This window comes from Leptospira haakeii, assembly GCF_002812045.1.
Classification (GTDB): Bacteria; Spirochaetota; Leptospiria; order Leptospirales; family Leptospiraceae; genus Leptospira_B; species Leptospira_B haakeii.
The window spans coordinates 127,413-150,933 of record NZ_NPEG01000005.1; the positions used below are offsets into that span (position 1 = coordinate 127,413).

A 23,521-nucleotide genomic window follows, 5' to 3' on the forward strand; every position below is an offset into this window, starting at 1 on the left:
GCGGGGAACGATTTCTCTGTTTGGTATGGAACATTCCTTTGAGAGGGTCAACAATATTCTGGAGGCCCTTCCCTATATTACAAAATACTCCGGGAAAACTGTGGTGATCAAGTATGGTGGAGCCGCAATGGCGAAGGCCGACTTAAAGGAATCTTTTGCAAAAGATATCGTTCTTCTAAAATACGTAGGCATCCATCCGATCATCGTTCACGGAGGCGGGCCGGAGATCAATAGACTCTTAGATAGTTTGAATATTCCGACTGAATTCGTTCACGGGCATAGAGTCACAAACGAGGAGACCATGGACGTGGTGGAGATGGTCCTCACAGGAAAAGTAAATAAACAGATCGTATCCATGATCAATAAAGAAGGCGGAAATGCAGTAGGACTTTCCGGAAAAGACGGAAATCTAGCGGTCGCTTCTAAGACAAAAATAGAAATAGATGTAGAAGGAAAAAAATCCGAGCTAGTCGATGTAGGTCTTGTGGGTAAGATCGACAAAATAGATCCTACAGTCATTCTATCTCTCCAAGAAAAAGGTTTTATCCCAGTCATTTCTCCAGTGGCCGAATCTGAAACTGGAGAATCATTAAATATCAACGCAGATACTTTTGCAGGAGAATTGGCAGGAGCTCTTAAAGCGGAGAAGCTGATCCTTCTTACAGACACGAGCGGGATCCTGATCGACGGAAAACTTGTAACAGGTTTGAACAGGGCCTTAGTAAAAGATTATATTCGAAAAGGAGATATCACCGGAGGAATGATCCCTAAAGTGGAATGTTGTCTTTCCGCGATCGATCAAGGAGTGAGAAGGACTCATATTATTGACGGAAGAGTCCCCCATTCTATTCTGATCGAAATCTTTACTGATCAAGGGATCGGTTCCTTGATCGAATAAAAGGAAATTCCGAATCTCCTTGACAGGAGTAGGATTTGGGCTGGAATAAGCCCTCCCGATTTGAAAATCTTTCAAAAATAGAAGTATTCCCGGACCAAATGAGTTTCAAACAGCTCTCCTTAGCTCTTATTTCAGACATTACCGCCAGGATCAACTCCACCGATGATCTGGAAGAACTTTTGGGAATTATCATAGAGACCACAAAAGATGTGCTCAATACGGAAGGATGTTCCCTTCTACTCTATGATCCGGACGAAGATTGTCTAGTATTCCAAGTTGCAAAAGGTGATAAGGGAGAATCCCTCACTGAATTAAAAGTCCCTAGAGGAAAAGGGATCGCTGGAATGGTGTTAGAAAGTCTCGAGCCGGTCATCGTAAATGATGCAGCAAACGATCCAAGAATTTATAGAAACATAGACGATGCTGTTGGATTCACGACAAAGAACCTGATCTGCGTTCCAATGAAGGCACAAGGTGAGATCCAAGGAGTTCTGGAAGCAGTAAACTCTTTAGAAAGGCCCGAATTCACAAATAAAGATATTAAAATATTAGAATATCTTTCCGACCTTGCTGCGATCGCCATCAGAAACAGAAGGTTAATCCGCGACTTAAAAGACCGAGCAAGAGAACTAGACTGTCTTTATCAGATCAGTCAGGCAATCTCTAATATCAGCGAATTAGATCAGTTTTTAAATCTTACAGTAAACTCTATTTCCGATGTTTTAGGAGCAGAAAGAGTTTCTTTAATCTTCCAAAATCCTAGAACAAAAGCATTCGAACTTTCTAAATCCATCGGTTTCAGCTTAGAAGAAGAATCCCACCTAGTCGATGAGTCCCGAGGGATCTTGAATGAAATTTTGTCCCTAGGAAAAGCAATCTTAGTACAAGGACAAACGGATATTAATCCGAACCTTCTCACACCGAATCGTTATAAGACCAGATCATTCGTCTCTGTTCCGATCCGTCAGGATGGGACAATCATAGGCGTTTTGAATGCTGCAGATAAGATGAGCGGAGACAGTTTTTCTCATCAGGATCTTTCTATCTTAAGCACAATCTCCAACCAGATCGCTGAGGCTTATAATAGTCTTTTGGCAAAAAACCAAAAAGAAAAGTTAACCTCTATCCGAAGAGATATGCAAATTGCTTCTCAGATACAGATCAACTCTTTACCTAACATTCCTAAGAAGATGCATCTTTTGGAGATTGAAACTTCCTATACCGCATCCAAGGAGATCGGTGGAGACTTTTATGATCTGATCTATCATAATCCTGATGAAGTAAGTATCTTAATCGCGGACGTTTCCGGAAAAGGGATCGCTGCCGCACTCTTTATGGAATTTTCCAAGACGATTATAGCGGGGGAAGTAGCGCGTAACTCTTCCACAAGTATCAGTCTCATGGGAGCAAATCGGATCATCCAGGAGAAGTCCGGTTATTTTATGTTCGTTACCGTGATGCTGACCCGTATCAATATGCTCAAAAAAAGAATCCGCTATTCTAGCGCTGGCCATAATGAGCAGTTATTATATAAAGCTAAGGAGAAGAAGGTACTACTTCTCTCCGGAAAAGGAATGCCTCTAGGCATCAAAGAATCAGAGATAGAAGAACATGAAGTGGAATACCAGCCCGGAGATCTTCTAGTCCTTTACACTGATGGTGTAAGCGAGACCACGAACAAAGACGGAGAAATGTATTCTTTGGAAAATCTCGCAAAACTAATAGAAAGAAACGGCGACATGCCGGTAGAAAATCTAAAAGAGCTGATCTTAGATACTACCGACGCATTCAGAGGAGAAGCAGATCCTCATGACGATTACACTTTAGTAATGGTCAGACTCAATTAGAATTATATAATCCGATCATCCTGATATCTATTTAATCTCGGAACTTCTCCGGCTATAATACTATTCTGCCACCATATGAGCGGGCTGTCCTGTTGAAGCCAATAATGTTCTCCACAAAGTACTTTTAGTAGGTTGAAGCACTTTTCTTTCTTGGATAGCAATATCAATCGGAAGATGAGTGAACACATTATTCCACATTCCGATCACTATATCAGTCTTACCTGCCATTGCAGCATGTACTGCATTCTGTGCCAAAAATCCACAGAAAATAGAATCCTCAGGATTTGCAGGAATGGAACGAATGATATAGCTCGGATCTATATATTTCACATTCACTTCTATTTTCTCCGCTTTGAAAAAGTCTTGGATGGAATTTTTAAGATAAACGCCTATATCGCCTAACTTAAGATTTCCGGATGCGTCTCTTTCTTCCGTTTTACCGAAAAACTTTTGCCCAGCTCCTTCTGCCACTATGATAACTGCATGTTCTCTGGTCTGTATCCTATTTTTCAGAACATCTAAGAAGGAACCTTTTCCCTTCAGATCAAAATCCACTTCAGGTATTAAACAATAGTTTACGTTTTGAGAAGCGAGAGCTGCGTTCACTGCAATAAAACCGGAATGTCTTCCCATTAACTTTACTACACCGATACCGTTCGGCGCACCTTTTGCTTCCACATGCGCACATTCCACAGCTTCCATCGCTTTGGAGAAGGCAGTGGAAAATCCGAAAGTTTTTTGCACATAGTTGATATCGTTATCTATCGTTTTAGGAACTCCAATAACGGAGATCTCTTCTCCCCTTCTGTCTATCTCGCTTACAATCTCTTTGGCTCCTCTTAGGGTCCCATCTCCCCCGATACAGAATAACATCTTCACTCCATACAAAGAAAGCCTGTCTACCATATCAGAAGCATTTTGGTTTCCTCTGGAAGAGGCGAGAATGGTCCCTCCGTCCCTCCCAATATGGGCGACGTTTTCCGGATTCAGCTCGATTGGCTTGTGATCAAATTTTTTGACAAGGCCCTGGTAGCCATAAGGAAATCCAAGGATACGTTTGACCCCGTATCTATAATTTAATTCCATTACGATCCCTCGAATCACGTCATTGATCCCTGGACATAACCCACCGCAGGTTACAATCCCAGCAGTCACTTCTTTTGGGTCGAAGTAGATATTCTTTCTGGGACCCGCTTGTTCGAAAAATTCGGCACCTTCTCCTATATATTCCTTCCAGCTTTCTTCCGTTTCGAATACTGTCTTAAAAACCACCTTGGATTCGTCTCCGGTGTAATATTCGTAAGCGGCTGGACTTTCAATTTTGCAAGGTCCGAAATTTCTGATCTTTGTGTTCATTTTTACCGATTCCAAGTAAATTATATAAGGTCTTATTTTTTGGTAAATATGACGGAATTTTCATTGGCAAGGAAGAATATTCCGTCATATATCAATAAATATAGGATGAGAACCGAGAAGATGACATATGATTCCAAATCTCTTCCTAAACGTAAGCGCTCGCTCCTTAGAAAGACCTTCCCGGCCCTCTTGCAGGTGATTTTTCCTTTTGTAGCAAGCTTGTCCGTAATATACGGAGAAAACAGTTCTACTTTTTTCTGGGATTCTTTCGACAACTTTTCCAAAAATACGACCCTATTTTCCCAAAAGGAAACATCCGGGGACAAAGTTGAAAAGGAAGAACATAAGGTCCAATTTTTCTCTTCTCTTACATTCAAATATCCTTATGAAATGAAAGTGTTTCAGGAATATATCCCGACCGAATCTACATCAGCATCTTTTAATTCTATCCCTGGGCTTCCTAATAAATTACCAAACCAACCTAGGATACTTTTACAAAAGAGAGAATTTTTCGCTCTATATCCTTCACTCGGGAGAGAAGAAGTTTTTGTAATGGCAATGAGCATGAGCCAAAACAAGGACAATAAATCCGAGGCCTATGTAGGAGCTAATACTGAAAGAAGAGCGTTCGATGGTTTGACAGACGTAAGAGCCACTTCTTCTGTTATGCCTGGTTTAGGTTCCAATCTTTCCAGAGGTTTAGACAACCAAGCTGGAAATTTACTCTTCGGATATTTGCTTGGAAGAGCTGGGATCCAAATGGATTTAGGCTGGAGAATGGCAGGAAATAACGTAGGTTTGGCGATCCCTGAATCTGCGAAATCATCTATCGGTATCAGTTACTCATTAATCTCTAATTCAAGTAACTTGAATAAAATGGATTTTTTTCTGCAAGTTTCGGGAATCAAAAGATTCAATGATAGAAGTCTTTTACAGATCGAAACCCCGCAGGCCTTCAAAGGATGGCAACAAGGTTATGAGTATTATGTAAACCCTGGATTTTCCATCTCCACAAAGAACTTAAGCTTTGAAGGTTTAGTACGTTTACCTCTGCACCAACCTTTCCCGAATACAGATGGATTACTCACTCCGGAAATCCAAGGTATGCTCGGAGTGAAATATAAATTTTCGGATAGCTCCCCTAGTTTACAAAAATAAAAATCAAGTTTTCCTAATATAATCTCGCCTATCCTCAGTAAATTTTTCAAAGCCAGGAGAAAGTCCTATGAAAAAAATCAAGTTGCTAATCTTATTCTGCGCCGCCACCGCTACATTCGCCGATGAAGTAGTTTATACTAAAACGGGAAAGAAGATAGTTCTCAAAGAAAACTTCACCTGGCAATACGCACCTGAGCCAAAAAAAGATTCTGCTAAAAAATCGGATATAGGTAGATCTATTCTCAAAGGAACCGACCAAACAAGCCTGATCAAAAGTAAATCAGGAATATATTCCGTTTATTATAACTCTACTCTTTGGACAAGCGTGACCGAAAGCCATGAATTCGCAGAATTTCATTTTATAAACCAAGCGAGAACCGGAAATGCAATGGTAATCTATGAAGGTTTAGAAATTCCCTTAGAGTCATTTCCTGAATTAGTTTTATTGAATGTAGTTAAAACAGATCCGGATGCAAGGATCATTAATATTGAAGATTGCTCCGTAAACGGAGTCGCGGGAAAAATCGTCACTTATACCGCTCAGATTAAAGGTCTTAGATTTATTTTTTATTCCTTTTTAGCTAGCGGAAATTTCGGTTCTGTTCAGTTCTCTACCTTTACTTTGGAGAGCCAATTCGAGAAAGAGAAGGCAAACTTCGAGAAGGTGATTTCTGGATTTGTTTTGAATTAAGGGTTTGTAGTAACTTCGACGGGATTTGGGTCAGGAATCTGGATTCAGGTGTAGATTTAGTCGAAGTTACTACAGAATTTGCATTTTCTGAAAGGAAAGTTGCAGATCTAGCTTGTTAATTTGCTCTTTCTTTCTGCCAAATCTCAATAAAGTAGTAGTTTTGCCGGACGTAGTATCTATGACTTCGATCCTAGTCTCCATTACTGGGCAGGCAATATCCTCACAACTGATCTCGCTTAGTTTCAGGCGTAGATCTTCCCTTCCTAACTTCTCCCTAATCTTAGATGCCAACCAAGGATGGAATGGAAACTCCGTTCCAGGCCCCGATTCATCCTGGTATTCAGAATGAACCGGATTTGTAGTAACTTCGACAAATCGTTTCATTAAAGGTTAGACTCTCGAAACCGCCTCTTGGGGGTCATAAGCCAAATTCGGAGAAAGCCATTTTTCCACATCGGAAACGGTCATTCCTTTCCTCTTTGCATACTCCTGGATTTGATCCTTATTGATCTTCGCCACTGCAAAATATTTCGCATCCGGATGAGCAAAATATAAACCACTTACTGAACTCGCTGGCATCATTGCAAAATGTTCCGTGAGGGTGATCCCTGTATTCTTCTCCACTTCTAATAGATCGAATAAGGTTCTCTTTTCAGTATGATCCGGACTTGCAGGGTAACCCGCAGCAGGACGAATCCCCTGATAACGTTCCCGGATCAATTCTTCGGTAGAAAGATTTTCATCGGCAACATAACCCCAAATCTCTTTTCGGATCTTAAGGTGCATATATTCAGCAAAAGCTTCTGCAAAACGATCGCCCAAGGCCTTTGCCATGATGGAATTATAGTCGTCCAGGTTAGAGTCGAAGATAGAAGCAAACGCCTCTACTCCATGGCCCGCGGTAACTGCAAAACCGCCGATATAATCCGCAACTCCGCTTTCTTTAGGAGCTATATAGTCCGCCAAACAATAATTAGGTTCATCTTTTTCTTCTTTGCTGATCTGCTGGCGAAGAGTATGGAAAACAGTTTTAATATTTGTTCTCATTTCATCCTCGTAAACTTCAATATCGTCGCCTACACTATTCGCGGGGAAGACACCGATTACTCCTCGGGTTGTATATCTTTTATTAGAAATGATATCTTCTAATAATTTTTGAGCGTCTTTGAATAATTCTTTGGCTTGTTTACCGTAAGTTTCACTTTCAAGAATAGAAGGATAACGTCCTTTTAATTCCCAAGCTTGGAAGAATGGAGACCAGTCAATATAAGGAACCAATTCCTCCAAGGAGATCTCGTTATCAAAAACTCGAACTCCTACAAAATTCGGTTTAGTTACCTTAGTCACATTCCAATCGGTAACGTATTTATTTTCTCTAGCGTCTTCGATAGAAACAAGTTTACGATCACTTCTAGTATTAAAATAAATTTCCCTTTGGATCTTTTGTTCTTCTTTAATCTGTTTTATATAATCCGGTTTCAAAGAAGGACTCAAAAGTTTTGCGACTACGTTCACGACTCTGGAAGCATCAATTACGTGGACCACAGGTTGGTCATATTTTTCCGAAATTTTTACGGAAGTATGAGCTGAACTTGTAGTAGCTCCTCCAATCAATAAAGGAATATCGAAACCTGTCCTTTTCATTTCAGAAGCGACATGAACCATCTCATCTAGAGAAGGAGTAATGAGACCAGACAATCCAATGATATCTACTTTCTCTTTTCTTGCTTCTTCTAAAATTTTCTCACAAGGGACCATCACTCCAAGGTCAATCACTTCATAGTTATTACAAGCAAGCACAACGGCCACGATATTTTTACCGATATCATGAACGTCACCTTTCACTGTAGCTATTAGGAATTTTTGTTTTGTGGAAGCCTGAGCATCTTTGCTGTTATCTTCTTCCATGAAAGGGAGAAGATAAGATACTGATTTTTTCATCACCCTTGCACTTTTAACAACTTGAGGAAGGAACATTTTTCCGGATCCAAACAGATCGCCCACAACTCTCATTCCGTCCATTAAAGGACCTTCGATCACCTGAAGAGGTCGGTCATATTTAAGCCTTGCTTCTTCCGTATCCTGGTCTATATATTCTACGATTCCTTTTACTAAAGAATATTCTAATCTTTGCTCTACTGTCCCGTCTCTCCAGGCTTCTTCTTTTTTCTCAGCCTTCTCTCCCGACTTAACTGATTCAGCAAAATCGATTAATCTTTCGGTAGCATCCGGTCTTCTATTCAGGAGAACGTCCTCTACTCTTTCTAAAAGATCCTTAGGAATTTCTTCATAAACTGCAAGCATACCTGCATTTACGATCGCCATATCCATTCCGGCCTTGATCGCATAGAATAAAAATGCGGAGTGCATTGCTTCTCTTACTGGATTATTTCCGCGGAAAGAGAAGGAGATATTACTTAAACCACCGCTGATCTTTGCACCTGGGCAAACAACTTTGATCTCTTTGATCGCTTCTATAAAATCGACTGCATAGTTATTATGTTCATCTATTCCAGTTCCGACAGTGAGAATGTTCGGATCAAAGATGATATCAAACGGGGAGAAGTCCGCCTTCTCCACTAATAGATCATAAGCTCTTTTACAAATTCGGACCTTATCGTCTTTAGTAGCAGCTTGGCCTTGTTCATCAAAAGCCATTACGATGACAGAAGCACCGTACATCTTAATCGTTTTTGCCTGTTGTAAAAACTTTTCTTCTCCTTCTTTTAAGGAGATGGAGTTTACGATCGGTTTTCCTTGGATACATTTTAATCCAGTTTCCAAAACGGACCATTTGGAACTGTCTACCATAAAAGGGACCTTTGCGATATCCGGTTCCACCGCAATCAAATTCAGAAACTCTTTCATGGAGGCCTCTCCATCTAAAAGAGCCTCGTCGAAATTTATATCTATTACGTTAGCACCTGCTTCTACCTGCTGTAAAGCAACTGACACTGCTTCTTCAAAGTTTCCTTCTAAGATCAATTTTTTAAATTTAGGAGAACCTGTTACGTTAGTTCTTTCTCCAATTAAGACGAAACCGGTTGTCTCATCTATATTCAAAGGTTCTAATCCGGATAATCTGGTCTTTCCTTCTATTTCCGGTATGATCCTAGGCTTTTTACCTTGGACGGCTTTGGCACCTTCTTTAATGTGAGCAGGAGTAGTTCCACAACATCCTCCCGCAATATTCAGCCAACCTTGGTTAGAGAAATCGTTCAAAAAATTCCCGAATTCTTCTGGAGTCTGGTCATATCCTCCGAACGCGTTAGGCAATCCAGCATTCGGATAACAACTGATATAACAACCCGAGATCCTGGATAATTCTTCTATATAGGGTCTCATCTCCCCTGCACCCAAGGCACAATTGATTCCTACAGAAAGAGGATTCGCATGATAGATAGAATTGTAGAATGCCTCAATCGTCTGCCCTGACAAAGTCCTTCCGGAGGCGTCAGTAATAGTAACGGAAAGAGATACAGGAATTCGTACATTCAAATCTTTGAATACGTTTTCAATAGCTACAATAATCGCCTTTAGATTTAAAGTATCGATGTTTGTTTCGGAAAGTAGAATATCGACTCCTTCTTCCACTAACGCTCTGACTTGTTCGTAAAATGTTTCTACTAATTCGTCAAAGGTTACTGCGCGGAATGCAGGATTATTTACATCCGGAGAAAGAGAAGCTGTTCTGGTTGTAGGTCCTATAGATCCAGCAAGAAATAATGGTTGGTCAGGATGGGTTTGGGCGAACCTTTCCATTGCAGAACGAGCAACCTTAACTGCTTTTCTGTTTAATTCATCTACATAGGATTCTGCATTATAATCCGCTTGAGAAATTCTGTTGGAGCTGAATGTATTCGTTTCTAATATATTCGCCCCTGCTTCCAAAAACTTATAATGTATTTCTTCGATCACTTCAGGTTTAGTGATCACGAGTAAATCATTATTCCCCTTCAGCGCAGAAGGATGGTCTTTGAGGCGTTCATCCCGGAAGTCTTCTTCCCCAAGACCATATCTTTGGATCATGGTCCCCATTGCACCATCAAGAACTAGTATCCTTTCTTCCAATAACTTTAGAAGTTCTTGTGCTTTCGGGTTTGTATATGTGGGAAATTTATGTTTCATAATTCTTTAATATTGCAGTGTTTATCTAAAAGAGGCTTTTTAAGATCGTTGATCATTGGTAACGTTTTTGATTCTTTTGCGTTCAAAACGATCCAATCTTTCCATATCACCGGCACCTCATCCTCCGGGAAGATGGCATTCACCGGACATTCTCTCAAACAATCATTACAATTGATGCAAACGTCCGGATCTATGACTAAGTAATCCTTTCCTTCTCGGAAAGCTTCTACAGGACAGGAAGCGGCACAGTAAGTAATTTTACATCCTACGCAGGGCTCAGTTACTACGTATGCCACAACCTCTCCTTTATCGATTAATAACGATAGTGTTCCGGTTTAAACGGACCTTCTACCGGCACTCCGATATACTCAGCTTGTTTAGCGTTTAATGTAGTTAGGCGGACTCCTAATTGCTCCAAATGTAACGCTGCAACTTTCTCATCTAATTTTTTAGGTAATCTATAGACGCCGATCTCGTACTTATTGTTCCAAAGTTCGATCTGAGCCAATACTTGGTTCGTGAAAGAACAGGACATTACGAAAGATGGGTGACCGGTTGCGCAACCAAGGTTCACTAAACGACCCTCTGCAAGAACGATAATTGATCTACCATTCTCGAAAGTGTATTTGTCTACCTGAGGTTTGATTTCCTTCTTCACTACACCTTTCTCAGCGTTCAATCTGGACATTTGGATCTCAGTGTCGAAGTGTCCAATATTGCAAAGAATCGCGCCGTCTTTCATTGCTTTCATGTGTTCAAGGGAAATAATGTCGTCGTTTCCGGTCGCAGTTACTACAATATCAGTAAATTCGATCGCATCTTCTACCCTTAGAACTTGGTATCCTTCCATTACTGCCTGAAGAGCACAGATAGGATCGATCTCAGTAACGATCACGCGAGCTCCAAAATTGCGTAAAGAAGCCGCAGAACCTTTTCCAACGTCTCCGTATCCACAAACAAGAGCCACTTTTCCAGCAAGCATCACGTCAGTTGCACGTTTGATACCGTCTGCTAATGATTCTCTACAACCGTATAAGTTGTCGAATTTAGATTTAGTAACGGAATCGTTTACATTGATCGCAGGAAGTTTTAATTCTCCTTTTTTGAGGAGTTTCTCGAGACCTTTTACACCTGTAGTAGTTTCTTCAGAAACTCCTTTGATCTCCGCGAGAAGTTGAGGATATTTCTCATGAATATACATGGTCAGGTCACCACCGTCGTCCAAGATCATGTTCGGACCTTTTCCACCGTCGAAAAAGATCGTCTGTTCTACACACCACCAATATTCTTCTTCTGTTTCGCCTTTCCAAGCAAACACAGGAACGCCGGTTTTTGCGATAGCAGCTGCTGCATGGTCTTGAGTGGAGAAGATATTACAAGAAGACCAACGAACTTCTGCTCCAAGCTCAGTCAGAGTTTCGATCAGAACTGCAGTTTGGATAGTCATGTGAAGGGAACCCGCGATACGCGCACCTTTCAGAGGTTGTTTTCCCTTATATTCTTTACGTAAGGACATTAGACCCGGCATTTCTTTTTCAGCCAGAATGATTTCTTCGCGACCCCAGTCCGCGAGTGAAATGTCTTTAACCTTATATTTTAAACCTTTTTCTTGTATTGTAGCGGACATTAAAGTCCTCCTCTTTTCTTAGCTTTAATTATTAATACTTTGAAGTATTTCTGAGATTCTACTTCTTCAATGGATTCAAGGCTGAAACCTGTGTGGTCTAGCCAATCTGTGAGAAGTTCCGACTCGAATCCGAGCCATAAGTCGGCGAAATTATCGCGCATGATTTCTTGGTTATGTTTCTTCAGATCTACGATGATGAAAACGCCATCGTCTTTTAGAACTTTATGTATTTCTTTCATAGCCTGAGGGGGATTGGAAAGGTGGTGTAGGACCATCGAAGCTACGACTGAATCTGCAGACTGAATCAAATTTTCAGGCAAAGTTTCAATCTCAGATGTAAGCAAATGGACTTGGGAATTATTTAAAAAGGAACTCTTCGCCTCTTTAATCATTCTTTCCGAAGAATCGATCCCGATAACTTCCTGGCTCTTCATTAATAAGTAAGGAATTAAACCACCAGGACCACATCCAAGGTCTAAGATCCGACGAGAATGTTCCGGAAGTAAATCTAGGATCTTATTCCGATATAAAACCGGATCCAGAACATCGCTTTGAATGCTTTCCCAATTTTGGGCCACATCATCGAAGTATTTTGATCTTTTCAAGTCTCTCTGCTTGAGAATATCCTTAGTCTTAACTAAATCTTGTTCCGAATAAGGAAGACTCTTTTCAAAATCCAGAAGAAGTGTATGAAATCTTGCAGAAAAATCCTGCGAATCATCATTTGAAACCTTAGGGCTGTAATACACCCAAGAGCCTTCACGTTGAGATGTCAAAAATCCGGCATCTGCCAATATCTTTAAATGCCTAGAAATCCTGGATTGGCCCATATCCAGAACTTCTGTTATTTCCTGAACATTTAGAGGAGCAATCGAGAGTATTCGAAGAACCCGAATTCGGGTTTCATCAGACAATGCCTTTATCGCGAGCAGAATATCTCGGTCCTGAAACGCCCCTTTTAATGCAGAAGGCGCAACAAGCATTGAATCCGTGTAAGTTTCGACAGATTCTCTTTCTAAAGATATATCCTTTAACGACATTTTCAAAGCCTTCTCACAAGATATCAAGATATCTTGATTTCTTCAAGCAAAAATCATCACATTTCTTTCCATAATTATGTCTTATAAGCAAAGCCAAATCATACCAGGGCTAACTCCACTTTGGAGATCCCCTTTCAAGGGTAAATTTTCGAGGCCATCCTACTAAAATGATCCTGACCTCTTTGGTTTCCAAATTCAAAATACGACGAATATCTATAATTCTTGAAGTAGGAGGCTGTCGATTTCGCCAAAAGTGAGAGAGAATTCTTTCGTCCACTTCAAGTGATTCCCAATGAATCATTAACACGATTATATAATTCATAGAAACACCGTGCGCGAGAGCTACATTTCTTAGTTCTTGGTAATTTTCTTCTCTCGGACGATAACTGTGACGAACCAGGTTTTGGCCTTTCGCCTGAAAAGAAGTTCTAAGCGGATTTCTTCTCATATATCTCTGGGACTGGAGCAACAAACCATACTTTTCTTGCAAACGTCGCAAGTATCGCGGAAAGTTTCGTTTGCAATCAACAGGCACTTTTCTCCACAACCTTTCTGGAATCAATGTCGTAGAAGGATAAGGATGTTTAACAATCTTTGCTTTTCGTTTAAGTTTTTCATTTTGGAAAACGGTAGAATTCATACTCTTCCCGTTTCCCAAGTTTAAGCTAGTGAGTGAGGATTTTTATTTTTCTTATTTTGTAGAAGTTACTACAGCAGGATAAATTATATATCTTGTTTAGTCTGATTTAATAACTCCTGATTCTGAAGTTTTTGGTCTCGAAGAATTTTGTAATTCTCTTCCATAATCTTTTTGAAGCCATCTAAAATCTTCATTTTCTCGCGCATAAATTCTTCCAATGGCTGCTTTAGAAGACCTTGAGGAGATACGACAGCTTCCTCATCTCGTTTTAGTGGGAAGTTCTTTCCATTTTCTGTAGTAACTCCGACTTCTCCTTCTTTCACAAAAATTCCATTTGGTACGTCGGAGTCTTCGTGATCTGGATTTTCTTTACGCTGAACTTCATTCTCTTCGCAAACTACAAATTGTGTTCCTCGAACACCAGCGTTGTAAGAAGGCGCTATGATTGTAAAATCTTCTTTTTTGGATCCTTTATCTACCCGAGCGAATACCTTACCGGAAACAAGTTCCAATTTCGATTTATTCGACTTTTTGTCGGAACTCAGCTCAGCAATTTTAACTTTCGTGAAGGCTGCGACACGAACAACAACAGAAGGACCAATTTGAAGGTCGACCTTCCCCTCTTTCGTTTCAAGCTCATCCTGCTTTTTTAAGATCGAATTTTTTTTGAGACTTACCTTTTTTCCATCTTGGGTTCCGGAAACCTCTCCCACAATGAAAAGCACGATCGCAATTTCTTCTTCAGCGAATAAAGAAGATGGCAAAGAAATTAAAGTAGAGAAAATGATGAAGGCAAATACAAGCGCTCGGTTTTTCATAAGAGGGTTTTCCTGTCACACTAATTTATTCAATAAAGCTGTAATAAGATCTACTATATCCATTAGAATAGCAACAATTTGAAACTTACTTTTTGGAAGAATTTTGCAGATTAAATTGAGAATAACGAGCTTTCAAAGAGAAATCTTCACTTTCGAGTGAAGATTCTACTGATTCAAAGGTCAATTCTGTCTCTTGAGAAGTAATCACTGGAAATCCATAGTATTTATTCTTATGTGAAATCTCTTTCTTCTGTTTTTTCCGATCCGAAATGAAATCAAGATGACTTTGTAGTCTATTTTGTAGTATCTTCGACGAAACATTCACTGCGGCAAGTAGCTTCTTTCTCGCAATTTCAAGAATTCCCTGATCCACATCATACCCAACACTGTTTCGAGCGGAAAGAAGAGCCGCTAATGATGTAGTACCTGTTCCTAAAAATGGGTCCAAGACTGTATCGCCCTTTATGGAAAACATATTCACTAATCGATAGGCAAAATCGAGAGGAAATGCCGCAGTCCGTTCCCGTGAAGCTCCGACATCTTTGAAAATCTGCCTTTCCCCCTTCAAGTCCCATACATCTGAAAACCAGACATTTCTTTCTTCCCAGAAAAAGGCACTATTTCGTCGGATCTCCGTCTCAGATTTAGAATATTTCCTCAGTCCCCCTTTCCGAAGGATTAAAATATACTCATGCTCGTAGGTAACGTAGGCACCTACTGGATACATTCCGGAACCCATAAACTTAGTTGGGGAATTAGTTTGCTTTCTCCAGAGTATATCTGGCAAAGAAGTAAAGCCGAAGTTACGACAAGCTTGCAAAATCCTAGAGTGGTTCGAAAATAAGCTAAATTCTCCCCCAATACTTCTAGTAGCATCTCCTATATTGATAAGCAGTGTCCCGCCTTCCTTCAAGACTCGAAAGCATTCTCCCCAGACCTTGTCCAATTGCAAATGCATTGCCTCGAAGGCCTCGTTTCCCAAATTTTTGGCAAGAGCATTCTTGGTATTTTTATCCCAACTTTTGAAGAGATCATCCCACATTTCTACCATGGGATAAGGAGGTGAGGTTAATACGAGGTTAACGCTTTCATCTGAAAGCTTATCCATTTTTCTCGAATCGGAATTATATAATATATGAGAAGTTTCCGGAACGAGTATTTCCTTCATACACGTTCCGCATGTTTCAAGAGTGCCCTAAATTGGCTATTCAAATTTAGAAAACGAAGATAAGTCGAAGATACGACAAAACCCCTCCTATTAATTTTTCTTGCCGTGGATCTTTTTATCGATCAATTCATTCAGAAGATCTGCAAGATCCTGGAACTCGTCACCACTTCGAATCCTGATCTTGTCTACGTCTTTGCCTTCCAGTAGCAATTTTAGATTCTTCTTAATATTATAGATCGGCCCGGCCATTTTATGGGAATAGACCAAGACAAAGATCGCGGAAAGCAGAAGATACAGCATAGAGAATAGTAGAATTCCTTTAAATTGGATCGAAAAAAGATCCAAACCATGATCGTAATCCGGAAGAGCAAGTTCCTTCTCCACGAACTTGTCCTTCTCTTCTCCATTAACGACTTCAAAACCCTTCTGATATACTTTAACGGTGTCTTGGCGAAGTCTGAAAACGACTCCTTTGTCGTATTTGGTAGAATGGATCCAAAATAAAAATCCTAAAGTAAGAAGTAACCCGAAGATAAACAATAAAGAGAAATTTAAGAAGAACCTTAATTGGAAGTCCTTATCTATCAGATAATTGGCAAGATGTCTTTTATAACGAGGGGTCTTTGCGGAGGGTTGTGCTGTTTCTTCAGACATGGGAATTAGCCTTCTTTGGTAGAATTTCTTTAAAATTCTCCACATGTCAAAAATAATTCGTTTTTAGCGAAGTTGAATCACTTCCATAACTGAATCTCTTTGGATTTTTATTTCCTTCTCAAGAGTTTGCAAATACATAAAATTTTCGTCCATGTCGACGATCACGCCTTCTAACGTCTCACCATTGGAGAGTAAGACCCTTTCCAATCTTTGGTATTCGTTAAACAGATCATCTTTATTGGAGAAGGATTTTTCAGAACTTCTTGCAATCTCATCTACATGAAGTTCTGAAAATTTAGACCCAAGGTCTTTATGCTCAGCTGAAGATAGGAAAGTTCGCTGAAAACCCTTTGCCTCCAGGCGAATCTTTTGGCCTGGCTGTAAAACTTGCTCTCCACGGTTCGGTTCGCTGACACTCTTTGTGGCTACCCTACCCTCTAACACGGAGACTATGGTTCCTTCTTTCAAACTTTCTCTTACTTCGAATTTTGTTCCTCTGACTTCTACCAAACCTGTTTCAGTTACGATCCTGAACTCATCTTTTTTGAGGTTCTTGTGTAGATGAACTAAGATGCTTCCATTACGAAGCCGGAAAGATTGTTTTCCTTCTTTCATGATCTCGAGCTCTGTAGATTCTTCCAAGATCATACCTTCTCCCTTTGCAATGCTCAGGAAAAGTTTAGATCCGGGTTCAGTCTTTAAGATCTGGCCCGAACCGACAGATTCGCCTTCGTTTAAGGCTAGAAGTTTTTCGGAATCAGAAGAGAATAAGTATCCTTTTCCGATAATTTTAGTTACGGATATTCCAAGTTCATCCTGTACCGGAGCAACTTTAGGATTTTGTAAAATAAGAAACGTAAATGCTCCGATTAAAATCGCAGCTACAGAAGCAATAGTATATAATACCGGTTTTTTAAAGCTGATAACCTTAGAAGCTTGGGCCTTTTCGTAAATTTCTTCGAAAGATATATTGGACGGAGGGGAAACCCAAGATTTGGAAAGCATATCGGATAATTTATCGATAGAAGAACTGTATTCGTTCTTCTCACCTTCGATCGCCTTCCTAATTTTGTGTTCGAAATTTTCGTCCATTCTTCCCTTCAACAGTCTTCTTAGTATTATTCCATCGGCAGAATTTGTTTATTTTTTGCGATCTCTACGAGCTTTCCGGTCGCCTTCACAACCAATCTTGATGCAGTTGCAATCGAGATCCCCATGATGTCCGCAATATCAGCCAACGTATATTTTTCTATATTCTTTAATACTAAAGCGTATCTTTCTCCTTCTTCTAATTCGTCCAAACAATCCATTAATCTGGACTCCAAGTCGGAAAGTTCCGTTTTTCTTTCGAAACTTTGTCCTTCTTCTCTATAAGTTCCCATATCGTCCGTTCCGGATTCTTTCACCGTAGAGAACTTCTTTGCATAGTTAATCGACCGATTTCTTGCGATCGTATATAACAGCTTTAGGGCTTGTTCTTTGTTTAAGTCGGAATTGGAATACTTCTTAAAAAAATTAAGAAACGTATCCTGCATGAGGTCTGAGGCAGTTTCTGGATTTCCGGTATACTTATACAAGAAATCAAAAATTCTCCCGTTGGATTCCCGGTACAGGGTCTCCATAAAATCTTTTCGGGATGCCATTACACAAAGATTCCAACTCGAAACGCTTAATTCAAGTAATTTCCGGCGGCTGTTCTAAACTATACCCTTTTCTCCTCTTCGCGAATGGGCTTTGATATTGATAACATATCGTGTCAGACTTTTTTACATGAATGAGAAAAATTTGTAGGAAGGTTTACATTTTTTCTGCTCTCCCAATTTAGAGAAGGAGAGCGCTGATGTAGATCGAACCTAGTTCGGGGAATTGGTTTCGCAATCGGGATGTGAGATAGGGTTTTGTAGTAACTTCGACGAGAGAAGAATTGATCATATTCACCTGTCGAAGATACTACATTTCATAAAATACACCAATTAAGAATGTGACATAATTTTATCCATTCAAACACTCCAGATCCTTCTCAATCGAACCGATAGAATTCGTATCTACCACCCAAGAATCCAGTTTCGAATGAGTCGTGCCCTTCAAGTCTTAATCCTTTTTGTAGTAACTTCGACCATCCTATACACGCCCCTCCTCCATCCATCCCCAGAGGCCTCCTTCCCGAATGAAACTCCTGAATCAAAACCTCTCCTAAGAGTTCTCCCCGCTTTCAGAAAAGAAGAGTGTGACTGGGCAATTCGCTGGGATGTTTGCCTTCGATGTGTTTCTAGTAGATACAGGTATGCTCAAAGGATACATTTTTATCCTTCTGGACTGTACAGGGAACATGGATGTTATTCTGAAGAAAAAGGTTTCTTTTTGATAAAAGAAGATTAGGTAGGTGATAAAGAGCCGGAGTATTTTCCGGCCCTCTATTATTAGAAATTACTTCTTACAAGTAGCAAGAGCTGCAAGTGATTTAGAAGATTTTAAACAAGTAAGATCGTATTTTCCAGTCATACACTCTTTGAGTAGGTGGCCGGAAATTTGACCTTGCATAGCTTTCAGTTTCTCTGCTTGCTCAGGAGTTTGACCAACAGCAAGATTGGAAATCAATTCGTTTACAACTGGATCACATTCTGCTTGGCTCACTTTAGCTCCGCCGCAAGAAATAAGACCTGCAAAAATTAGAATCGTAAGGATCGAAAAAAACGTGTTTTTCATGCAAAGACCTCTGCGAATTTTTAATTCTATGTCGCTAATATTAGCCCGAGTCGAATCTCTAACTAGATAAAATCGAAAAATTCCAAAACGTTGGAGAATTCCGACAGTTTAACGACGAAGGCCATTCTAACGATTCCCATTCTATAGAAAAGTTATTTTTTAGTTGGAAAAATAGTTATGCCGTAATACGAAACGGACTTTTCTCCCTTGAAAGTGAGTATCCTTTTTTTGGAGTCATACTTCCAGCTTCCCGCGTTTACCAGTACATCAAATCCTTTTCCGTAATGTATTTCAGGAAGAAAAATTTCTGCTATTGGAATTTCATCTCCTTCTTTTCTGAAAGAATATTTGAACATGGATTTTTCCATATCGAAACTGATCGCTTCCGGATTTCCTTTGGTTCGGATCGGATAAGGCCTGGAGAAGGCTCTGACTGCCCTTCCCCCATCTTCATCTATACTTTTAGGAGTGTCCAAAGAATAAAGAGAAAGGTCTTCTTCATTCCATCTATCTCCTAAACTGTGAGTATTATCAGGAGTATAATTCCAAAGTGTATAATGTACGAAATTTTTCTCGATAGAAGTTATAATACGATCTAGAGAAGCTTCCAAGTGAGAATAATTTTTTGTTCGGAACGCCAAACGGCCATTCATGTCCATTGGGATCCCTGTTTCTCCAATCACCGTAGGACAGTTATTCATCTTTTTGATAGAAACTTCTTTGATCATTCTGATCGTGTCTTCGTAAGCCTTCTCTACATTCTTCTTTCCGAATATTGGGATTTGTTTGAAGATATGAACTCCGAACCAAGGAATAAAACGTTTGAACATCAAAACGGAAACATCATACCAATGAGTCGCGTTGATTACAGTTCCTTCTCCCTTTTTTGGTTTTTCGTCCCAGTCCAATTCTAAACTTCCCGGGTCCGATTCCACGAAGATGGAGAATTTTTTCTGAACGGATTGAATTCTGGTCTTGAATCTTTTGATAAAAGGAAGCATGAATTCAGGATAGAATTCGATTTTTCTTCCTCTATACTTATTGAAATAATCAGGACGAAGTAACATAGGAGCGCCATTCGGGTCGTAATCCCAAACTCCATGTTGTCTCCAAATACAATATTTTCCTTCCTGCCAAAGAGGAACAGACTTAAGATTTAATTTGGTTTTTCCTAAATTGAATCCGGTAAATCCAAGCATATAAGCATTATTTGCTCTTACAGTTCTTCCTTCAGACAAAAACATTTCTTGAAAAGGAGAAGTAGTCAGAACTTTACCAAAACCAAGTCCGGAAAATTCTCCAATATTCTTTTTACCGATCCATCCAGGAGAAGGTTCATTCAAAGAATCAAATCCTAATACGTTTTTGTATTTAGCGACTTTCTTCGCAATTCTACACATTGCTTCTATATAATGATCTTGTAAAAAGGTTTCTACATTTTTACCATGAATAGATAATTTAGGCGCGAATGTTTTTCCCCCAAAGAATAATGAGAACATTGTAGCACAGGCATACTTTTGGTAATTTAAAGGCCAGGACATTCTTCTATAATTCCTACCTTGAAAATGATGAACAATTGCAGTATCGGAATCTTTAATGTTCTCTATATTCATTCCGACTTCTTCCAAAGTCCAACCGGGAGCTCCGTCCCCTCCTGTAAATCTGGACCAAACATCTTGGTGAGGATCTATAAAAACGTAGAACCCTTTCTTGTCGGCGAGTGCCACCATTCTTTCAATATAATCTAAATATGCCTGATCGTATTTTCCTGGGCCCAAATGTTCCACTGCTTCCCAAGTAACAAGAAAGCGAAGAAAGTTAAATCCCCACTTCTTCAAACGATCTAAATGTTCTGCAGCTTCCTTCTCTTCTAAAGGTCTTCCGACGAAGGAAACTTTTCTATGATCGTGAAATGTCAAAGACTGATCAAAATGTGTAGTTCCATCCGGTTTGAATGGAAGTTTAGAACTTCCGGAAAGATTCACTCCTCTTAACTGAAGAATATATCCTTCTGAATCTATAAAATTTCCGTCTTCTACCTTGATTTCCAGCATTGGATCTTAATCTTCCCCGAATTGGATTTTTGCGTCTTCATATCCGCGGCTGATCAGATAGTCCGCTTGCACTTGAGAGAAATTTAATATACTTCCAAAACCGAGAGAAGTCCGCGGCCCGATCACTCTTATCTTATAATCCGTTTTTTCGGGTTCTGAGAAAGATAATAATGATTTAGTGAATCCCTTCTTCTTATTATCCTTTTGTTTCTTTTGATATTGTAAGTTTGCCATAATAGTCTGGAAAGATCCAATCAAAGAAAGTTCGAACACCCTCTCTAAACCGTCCCTTCTGTTGCGTGGAAGCCCCATATTCACTCCTCCCACAGGAGACAACAATACTACTACTATCTCTTTTGCGCCTCTTTCTACGGCGGGAAGGATCGGGACATTCGCCATCACTCCTCCATCCCAATGAGGTTTTCCATCCACATATTGCCAAGGAAAGATCAAAGGTATGGCAGAAGAAGCCATCACATGTTCTATATCTATATCTTTGTTCCCGAAAAAAACAAGTTCTGCGGTCAGTATATTTACCGCTGTGATGATAATCTCCATCGGATTCTTTCTCATATTACGAAAATCTAATTGAGAATAGAGTAAATATTTTAAGGGGGTTGTGTCCGCTAATGGAGAAAATCTACGAAAGATTAGGTCCAGAAAATCGTTCCAGATAGAATATTTCATCACCTTCTGGATTTCAATGGATTTCCAAAGGTCTATGATCCTTGCTGCATTCATTCCGCAGCCTAATGCAGAGGCTGTGATCGCTCCCACGGAAGTTCCGCAGACTACATCCGGTTTGAATCCGATTTCTTCCAAATATTTTAGGACCCCGGCATGATATGCGCCACGTGCGCCCCCGCCGGATAATACTAAAGCCCGCTTCATTCCAAATATGATCCTGCCGAAGTCAGTCTTAGGTTCCTCAGGTAAATTTCAAGACGGAATATTGATTTGGAAGTTTGTAGTATCTTCGACGATTTCACACGAGTTCGTCTTAGAGCAAGTATAGTTAGCTAATATAGGCTTAAGATTTGGGAGAAAGATTGAATTTTGGAATTGATGTCGAAGTTACTACGGAATTAGCATCAGGGAATTCCCCCGAACCTTCAGTAACATCTAAAAAGGAAGAAATTAAAACCTCCTGAGTGTCTGCGTCTAGCTATGCTAAATGCCCGAAAGTGACCAATTCTCGGAACTCAGAAAGGCCAGTGGTCTGATGGTATTGCAATAGGTCCAAGAGGGCCTTTTTGCAGGGGCCTGGGCTATTGCTCAGCCACCTCACAGGTCATTTTCTTGCTGCAACTGTCGCTACTCAACTAAACCACCTCCTTTAACGTGTGGCCAGACAGTATTCTGTCGCATTAAAAAGTCAAGAAATGTCCGTATTTTTTTACGGATTTCAGAAACAAGTTTCCTAAACGTAACTTAGGAAACTATTTTCACCTTTCTGGATAGATAGAGAGCGAGAAGATTAAAACCTACCGCGAAATAACCTACTATATCAAATCTTTCGAAAGTTCCATTCGGCAATTGGATCAAGATCGCTCCAGCAAGAAGTGCTCCTATACCTGTAGCCACACTCTGTAAGCTAGAATTCACGGACATGAAACTTCCCCTAACCTCAGGTCGAATAGCAGAAGTTAACATCGCCATCGAAGGAATAACCCGACCGGATACCAGTACCATGAAAACTGTCGTAACTCCGAGAGCCATGTACACCGGCAAATCCTTAGGCAAATGGGTAATCGCAAGAATAGGAAGTAAAGCAAGAAGAACTAAGATCAGAAATACCTTATGCTTTCCAAACTTATCCGACAAGAACCCTACGATCCAAGAAGAAACAAAAGTACAGATCCCACCGATCTCATAGATATGGCTAACCTGGGTCTTTGTGAAACCCATATTCCTTTCCATATAGACAGCTATCGAAGTTACGACAGTAAATCCACCCAAGATCACGCTCATAAAAAACGCCAGAGCGACCAAATGATCCCTTTTAGAAAGCACACCAATCAGTTGGCTGAAATCCGCTACCTTCTGTTTTTCCATTTTAGAAGGAAGACTAGGTAAATATAGAACAGCAAGAACCAGGATCGGAAGGCCTAATACCACGATAAATGCAAATGTATAATTCCAACCTGAGGTCATAGCTATCCGTATACCGGAAGGAACTCCTAAAACGGAAGCGGCAGAGAATGCACCCATTACCCCTCCCATAGCCTTCCCTCTCTTTTCGATCGGGAAAACATCACCTATGATAGAAAGAATAACTCCACTAACCATTCCTCCAAAAATCCCCGCAACAATCCTTGCAAAAAGAAGAAATGAATATGTATGAGCAACCGCGCAAAGCGCAGTTCCTACCAAAAAGCCTACATATAAAAAGATAGCAGCAGACTTACGGTTGAAACGATCTATAAAGTTAGCTCCAACCAAAGCCGCAATTGCAGCAGCAAAAGAGTAAGAAGAAAGCACTAAGGAAAACATCGCAGTATCAATCTGGAATTGCTTCAAAAAATAATCCTGAAGCGGGAACATGATCATAAAATCCATGATATTCGTGAATTGAATACTCGCAAGAAGCAGGATTAGGAATAATTCATGACGAACTATTTTTATTTTAGGAAGTGAAGCAACGGATTCCATATACTTACCAAGGTTTTTTAGGCGAGTTATAAAGAGATAATTTTTTAGAAGATCCTAATTTTGCTCATATAAAATTCTTCTTAC

20 protein-coding genes and 1 pseudogene are annotated in these 23,521 nt (G+C 40.0%); 5 read left to right on the forward strand and 16 right to left on the reverse strand.

What is annotated here, in order from left to right:
- Positions 1 to 25: 25 nt before the first annotated feature.
- Positions 26 to 898: an acetylglutamate kinase gene (gene argB / locus CH377_RS10650; RefSeq protein ID WP_100723776.1), complete on the forward strand. Its 873-nt coding sequence runs from the start codon at positions 26 to 28 to the stop codon at positions 896 to 898.
- A gap of 98 nt (positions 899 to 996) precedes the next feature.
- Positions 997 to 2,745, forward strand: coding sequence for a GAF domain-containing SpoIIE family protein phosphatase (locus tag CH377_RS10655; protein WP_100723872.1), 1,749 nt, complete (start codon positions 997 to 999; stop codon positions 2,743 to 2,745).
- 60 nt (positions 2,746 to 2,805) lie between these two features.
- Here the strand turns inward: CH377_RS10655 and CH377_RS10660 are convergent, their stop codons facing one another.
- Positions 2,806 to 4,101, reverse strand: coding sequence for an ATP-dependent 6-phosphofructokinase (locus tag CH377_RS10660; RefSeq protein WP_100723777.1), 1,296 nt, complete (start codon positions 4,099 to 4,101; stop codon positions 2,806 to 2,808).
- A gap of 219 nt (positions 4,102 to 4,320) precedes the next feature.
- Between CH377_RS10660 and CH377_RS10665 the strand changes: the two genes are divergently transcribed.
- Positions 4,321 to 5,259, forward strand: a complete 939-nt coding sequence (locus tag CH377_RS10665) for an LIC_20087 family outer membrane protein (RefSeq protein ID WP_244283710.1) — start codon at positions 4,321 to 4,323, stop codon at positions 5,257 to 5,259.
- A 67-nt stretch (positions 5,260 to 5,326) separates the two neighbouring features.
- Positions 5,327 to 5,950 (forward strand): hypothetical protein, encoded by a 624-nt coding sequence (locus tag CH377_RS10670; protein ID WP_100723778.1) that lies wholly within the window; start codon positions 5,327 to 5,329, stop codon positions 5,948 to 5,950.
- A 69-nt stretch (positions 5,951 to 6,019) separates the two neighbouring features.
- On the opposite strand, the gene CH377_RS10675 is transcribed toward CH377_RS10670, so the two are convergent.
- From CH377_RS10675 to CH377_RS10725, 11 genes are all read right to left on the reverse strand, one after another.
- Positions 6,020 to 6,334: a hypothetical protein gene (locus CH377_RS10675; RefSeq protein WP_100723779.1), complete on the reverse strand. Its 315-nt coding sequence runs from the start codon at positions 6,332 to 6,334 to the stop codon at positions 6,020 to 6,022.
- A gap of 6 nt (positions 6,335 to 6,340) precedes the next feature.
- The gene (metH, locus tag CH377_RS10680; protein WP_100723780.1) at positions 6,341 to 10,078 is read right to left on the reverse strand and encodes a methionine synthase; all 3,738 of its coding nucleotides are present in this window, start codon (positions 10,076 to 10,078) and stop codon (positions 6,341 to 6,343) included.
- Positions 10,075 to 10,374, reverse strand: coding sequence for a DUF362 domain-containing protein (locus CH377_RS10685; RefSeq protein ID WP_100723781.1), 300 nt, complete (start codon positions 10,372 to 10,374; stop codon positions 10,075 to 10,077). The genes metH and CH377_RS10685 overlap by 4 nt, the downstream gene beginning before the upstream one ends.
- 17 nt (positions 10,375 to 10,391) lie before the next feature.
- Positions 10,392 to 11,705: an adenosylhomocysteinase gene (gene ahcY, locus CH377_RS10690; protein ID WP_100723782.1), complete on the reverse strand. Its 1,314-nt coding sequence runs from the start codon at positions 11,703 to 11,705 to the stop codon at positions 10,392 to 10,394.
- On the reverse strand, positions 11,705 to 12,745 hold the full coding sequence (locus CH377_RS10695; protein WP_100723783.1) for an ArsR/SmtB family transcription factor: 1,041 nt from the start codon (positions 12,743 to 12,745) through the stop codon (positions 11,705 to 11,707). Before CH377_RS10695 ends, ahcY begins: the two co-directional genes overlap by 1 nt.
- A gap of 109 nt (positions 12,746 to 12,854) precedes the next feature.
- Positions 12,855 to 13,385, reverse strand: coding sequence for a DUF1564 family protein (locus CH377_RS10700; protein WP_100723784.1), 531 nt, complete (start codon positions 13,383 to 13,385; stop codon positions 12,855 to 12,857).
- A gap of 83 nt (positions 13,386 to 13,468) precedes the next feature.
- Positions 13,469 to 14,203 carry a FecR family protein gene (locus CH377_RS10705; RefSeq protein WP_100723785.1) on the reverse strand — a complete coding sequence of 245 codons (735 nt, stop codon included), beginning with the start codon at positions 14,201 to 14,203 and terminating at the stop codon, positions 13,469 to 13,471.
- 85 nt (positions 14,204 to 14,288) lie between these two features.
- Positions 14,289 to 15,371, reverse strand: coding sequence for a DNA-methyltransferase (locus CH377_RS10710; protein ID WP_100723786.1), 1,083 nt, complete (start codon positions 15,369 to 15,371; stop codon positions 14,289 to 14,291).
- Between the two features lie 90 nt (positions 15,372 to 15,461).
- Positions 15,462 to 16,025, reverse strand: a complete 564-nt coding sequence (locus CH377_RS10715) for a hypothetical protein (RefSeq protein ID WP_100723787.1) — start codon at positions 16,023 to 16,025, stop codon at positions 15,462 to 15,464.
- Positions 16,026 to 16,088: 63 nt separating this feature from the next.
- Positions 16,089 to 17,117 (reverse strand): FecR domain-containing protein, encoded by a 1,029-nt coding sequence (locus CH377_RS10720; protein WP_207797610.1) that lies wholly within the window; start codon positions 17,115 to 17,117, stop codon positions 16,089 to 16,091.
- A 26-nt stretch (positions 17,118 to 17,143) separates the two neighbouring features.
- Positions 17,144 to 17,668: an RNA polymerase sigma factor gene (locus CH377_RS10725; protein ID WP_100723789.1), complete on the reverse strand. Its 525-nt coding sequence runs from the start codon at positions 17,666 to 17,668 to the stop codon at positions 17,144 to 17,146.
- A 535-nt stretch (positions 17,669 to 18,203) separates the two neighbouring features.
- On the opposite strand from CH377_RS10725, the pseudogene CH377_RS10730 reads away from it, so the two are divergent.
- Positions 18,204 to 18,404 (forward strand): annotated as a pseudogene (locus CH377_RS10730) (hypothetical protein); the annotation flags it as partial.
- Between the two features lie 48 nt (positions 18,405 to 18,452).
- Here CH377_RS10730 and CH377_RS10735 read toward each other — a convergent pair.
- The 4 genes from CH377_RS10735 to CH377_RS10750 all read right to left on the reverse strand — a co-directional run bounded on the left by CH377_RS10735 (position 18,453) and on the right by CH377_RS10750 (position 23,437).
- Complete coding sequence (locus CH377_RS10735; RefSeq protein WP_100723791.1) at positions 18,453 to 18,731, reverse strand: TIGR04454 family lipoprotein; 279 nt, start codon at positions 18,729 to 18,731, stop codon at positions 18,453 to 18,455.
- Positions 18,732 to 18,883: 152 nt separating this feature from the next.
- Positions 18,884 to 20,785, reverse strand: coding sequence for a glycoside hydrolase family 5 protein (locus CH377_RS10740; protein ID WP_100723792.1), 1,902 nt, complete (start codon positions 20,783 to 20,785; stop codon positions 18,884 to 18,886).
- Between the two features lie 6 nt (positions 20,786 to 20,791).
- Positions 20,792 to 21,676 carry a patatin-like phospholipase family protein gene (locus CH377_RS10745; protein ID WP_100710752.1) on the reverse strand — a complete coding sequence of 295 codons (885 nt, stop codon included), beginning with the start codon at positions 21,674 to 21,676 and terminating at the stop codon, positions 20,792 to 20,794.
- Between the two features lie 540 nt (positions 21,677 to 22,216).
- On the reverse strand, positions 22,217 to 23,437 hold the full coding sequence (locus CH377_RS10750; RefSeq protein ID WP_100723793.1) for an MFS transporter: 1,221 nt from the start codon (positions 23,435 to 23,437) through the stop codon (positions 22,217 to 22,219).
- Positions 23,438 to 23,521: the final 84 nt, after the last annotated feature.

Bases quoted from the DNA above. Each gene is read 5' to 3' on its own strand.
- CH377_RS10670 (WP_100723778.1), top strand. From the start codon at position 5,327: ATGAAAAAAATCAAGTTGCTAATCTTATTCTGCGCCGCCACCGCTACA.
- CH377_RS10745 (WP_100710752.1), bottom strand. From the start codon at position 21,676: ATGAAGCGGGCTTTAGTATTATCCGGCGGGGGCGCACGTGGCGCATAT.
- CH377_RS10705 (WP_100723785.1), bottom strand. From the start codon at position 14,203: ATGAAAAACCGAGCGCTTGTATTTGCCTTCATCATTTTCTCTACTTTA.
- CH377_RS10710 (WP_100723786.1), bottom strand. From the start codon at position 15,371: ATGAAGGAAATACTCGTTCCGGAAACTTCTCATATATTATATAATTCC.
- CH377_RS10735 (WP_100723791.1), bottom strand. From the start codon at position 18,731: ATGAAAAACACGTTTTTTTCGATCCTTACGATTCTAATTTTTGCAGGT.
- CH377_RS10720 (WP_207797610.1), bottom strand. From the start codon at position 17,117: ATGGACGAAAATTTCGAACACAAAATTAGGAAGGCGATCGAAGGTGAG.
- ahcY (WP_100723782.1), bottom strand. From the start codon at position 11,705: ATGTCCGCTACAATACAAGAAAAAGGTTTAAAATATAAGGTTAAAGAC.
- CH377_RS10675 (WP_100723779.1), bottom strand. From the start codon at position 6,334: ATGAAACGATTTGTCGAAGTTACTACAAATCCGGTTCATTCTGAATAC.
- CH377_RS10695 (WP_100723783.1), bottom strand. From the start codon at position 12,745: ATGTCGTTAAAGGATATATCTTTAGAAAGAGAATCTGTCGAAACTTAC.
- CH377_RS10655 (WP_100723872.1), top strand. From the start codon at position 997: ATGAGTTTCAAACAGCTCTCCTTAGCTCTTATTTCAGACATTACCGCC.
- CH377_RS10750 (WP_100723793.1), bottom strand. From the start codon at position 23,437: ATGGAATCCGTTGCTTCACTTCCTAAAATAAAAATAGTTCGTCATGAA.
- metH (WP_100723780.1), bottom strand. From the start codon at position 10,078: ATGAAACATAAATTTCCCACATATACAAACCCGAAAGCACAAGAACTT.
- CH377_RS10725 (WP_100723789.1), bottom strand. From the start codon at position 17,668: ATGGCATCCCGAAAAGATTTTATGGAGACCCTGTACCGGGAATCCAAC.
- CH377_RS10740 (WP_100723792.1), bottom strand. From the start codon at position 20,785: ATGCTGGAAATCAAGGTAGAAGACGGAAATTTTATAGATTCAGAAGGA.
- CH377_RS10660 (WP_100723777.1), bottom strand. From the start codon at position 4,101: ATGAACACAAAGATCAGAAATTTCGGACCTTGCAAAATTGAAAGTCCA.
- CH377_RS10700 (WP_100723784.1), bottom strand. From the start codon at position 13,385: ATGAATTCTACCGTTTTCCAAAATGAAAAACTTAAACGAAAAGCAAAG.
- CH377_RS10715 (WP_100723787.1), bottom strand. From the start codon at position 16,025: ATGTCTGAAGAAACAGCACAACCCTCCGCAAAGACCCCTCGTTATAAA.
- argB (WP_100723776.1), top strand. From the start codon at position 26: ATGGAACATTCCTTTGAGAGGGTCAACAATATTCTGGAGGCCCTTCCC.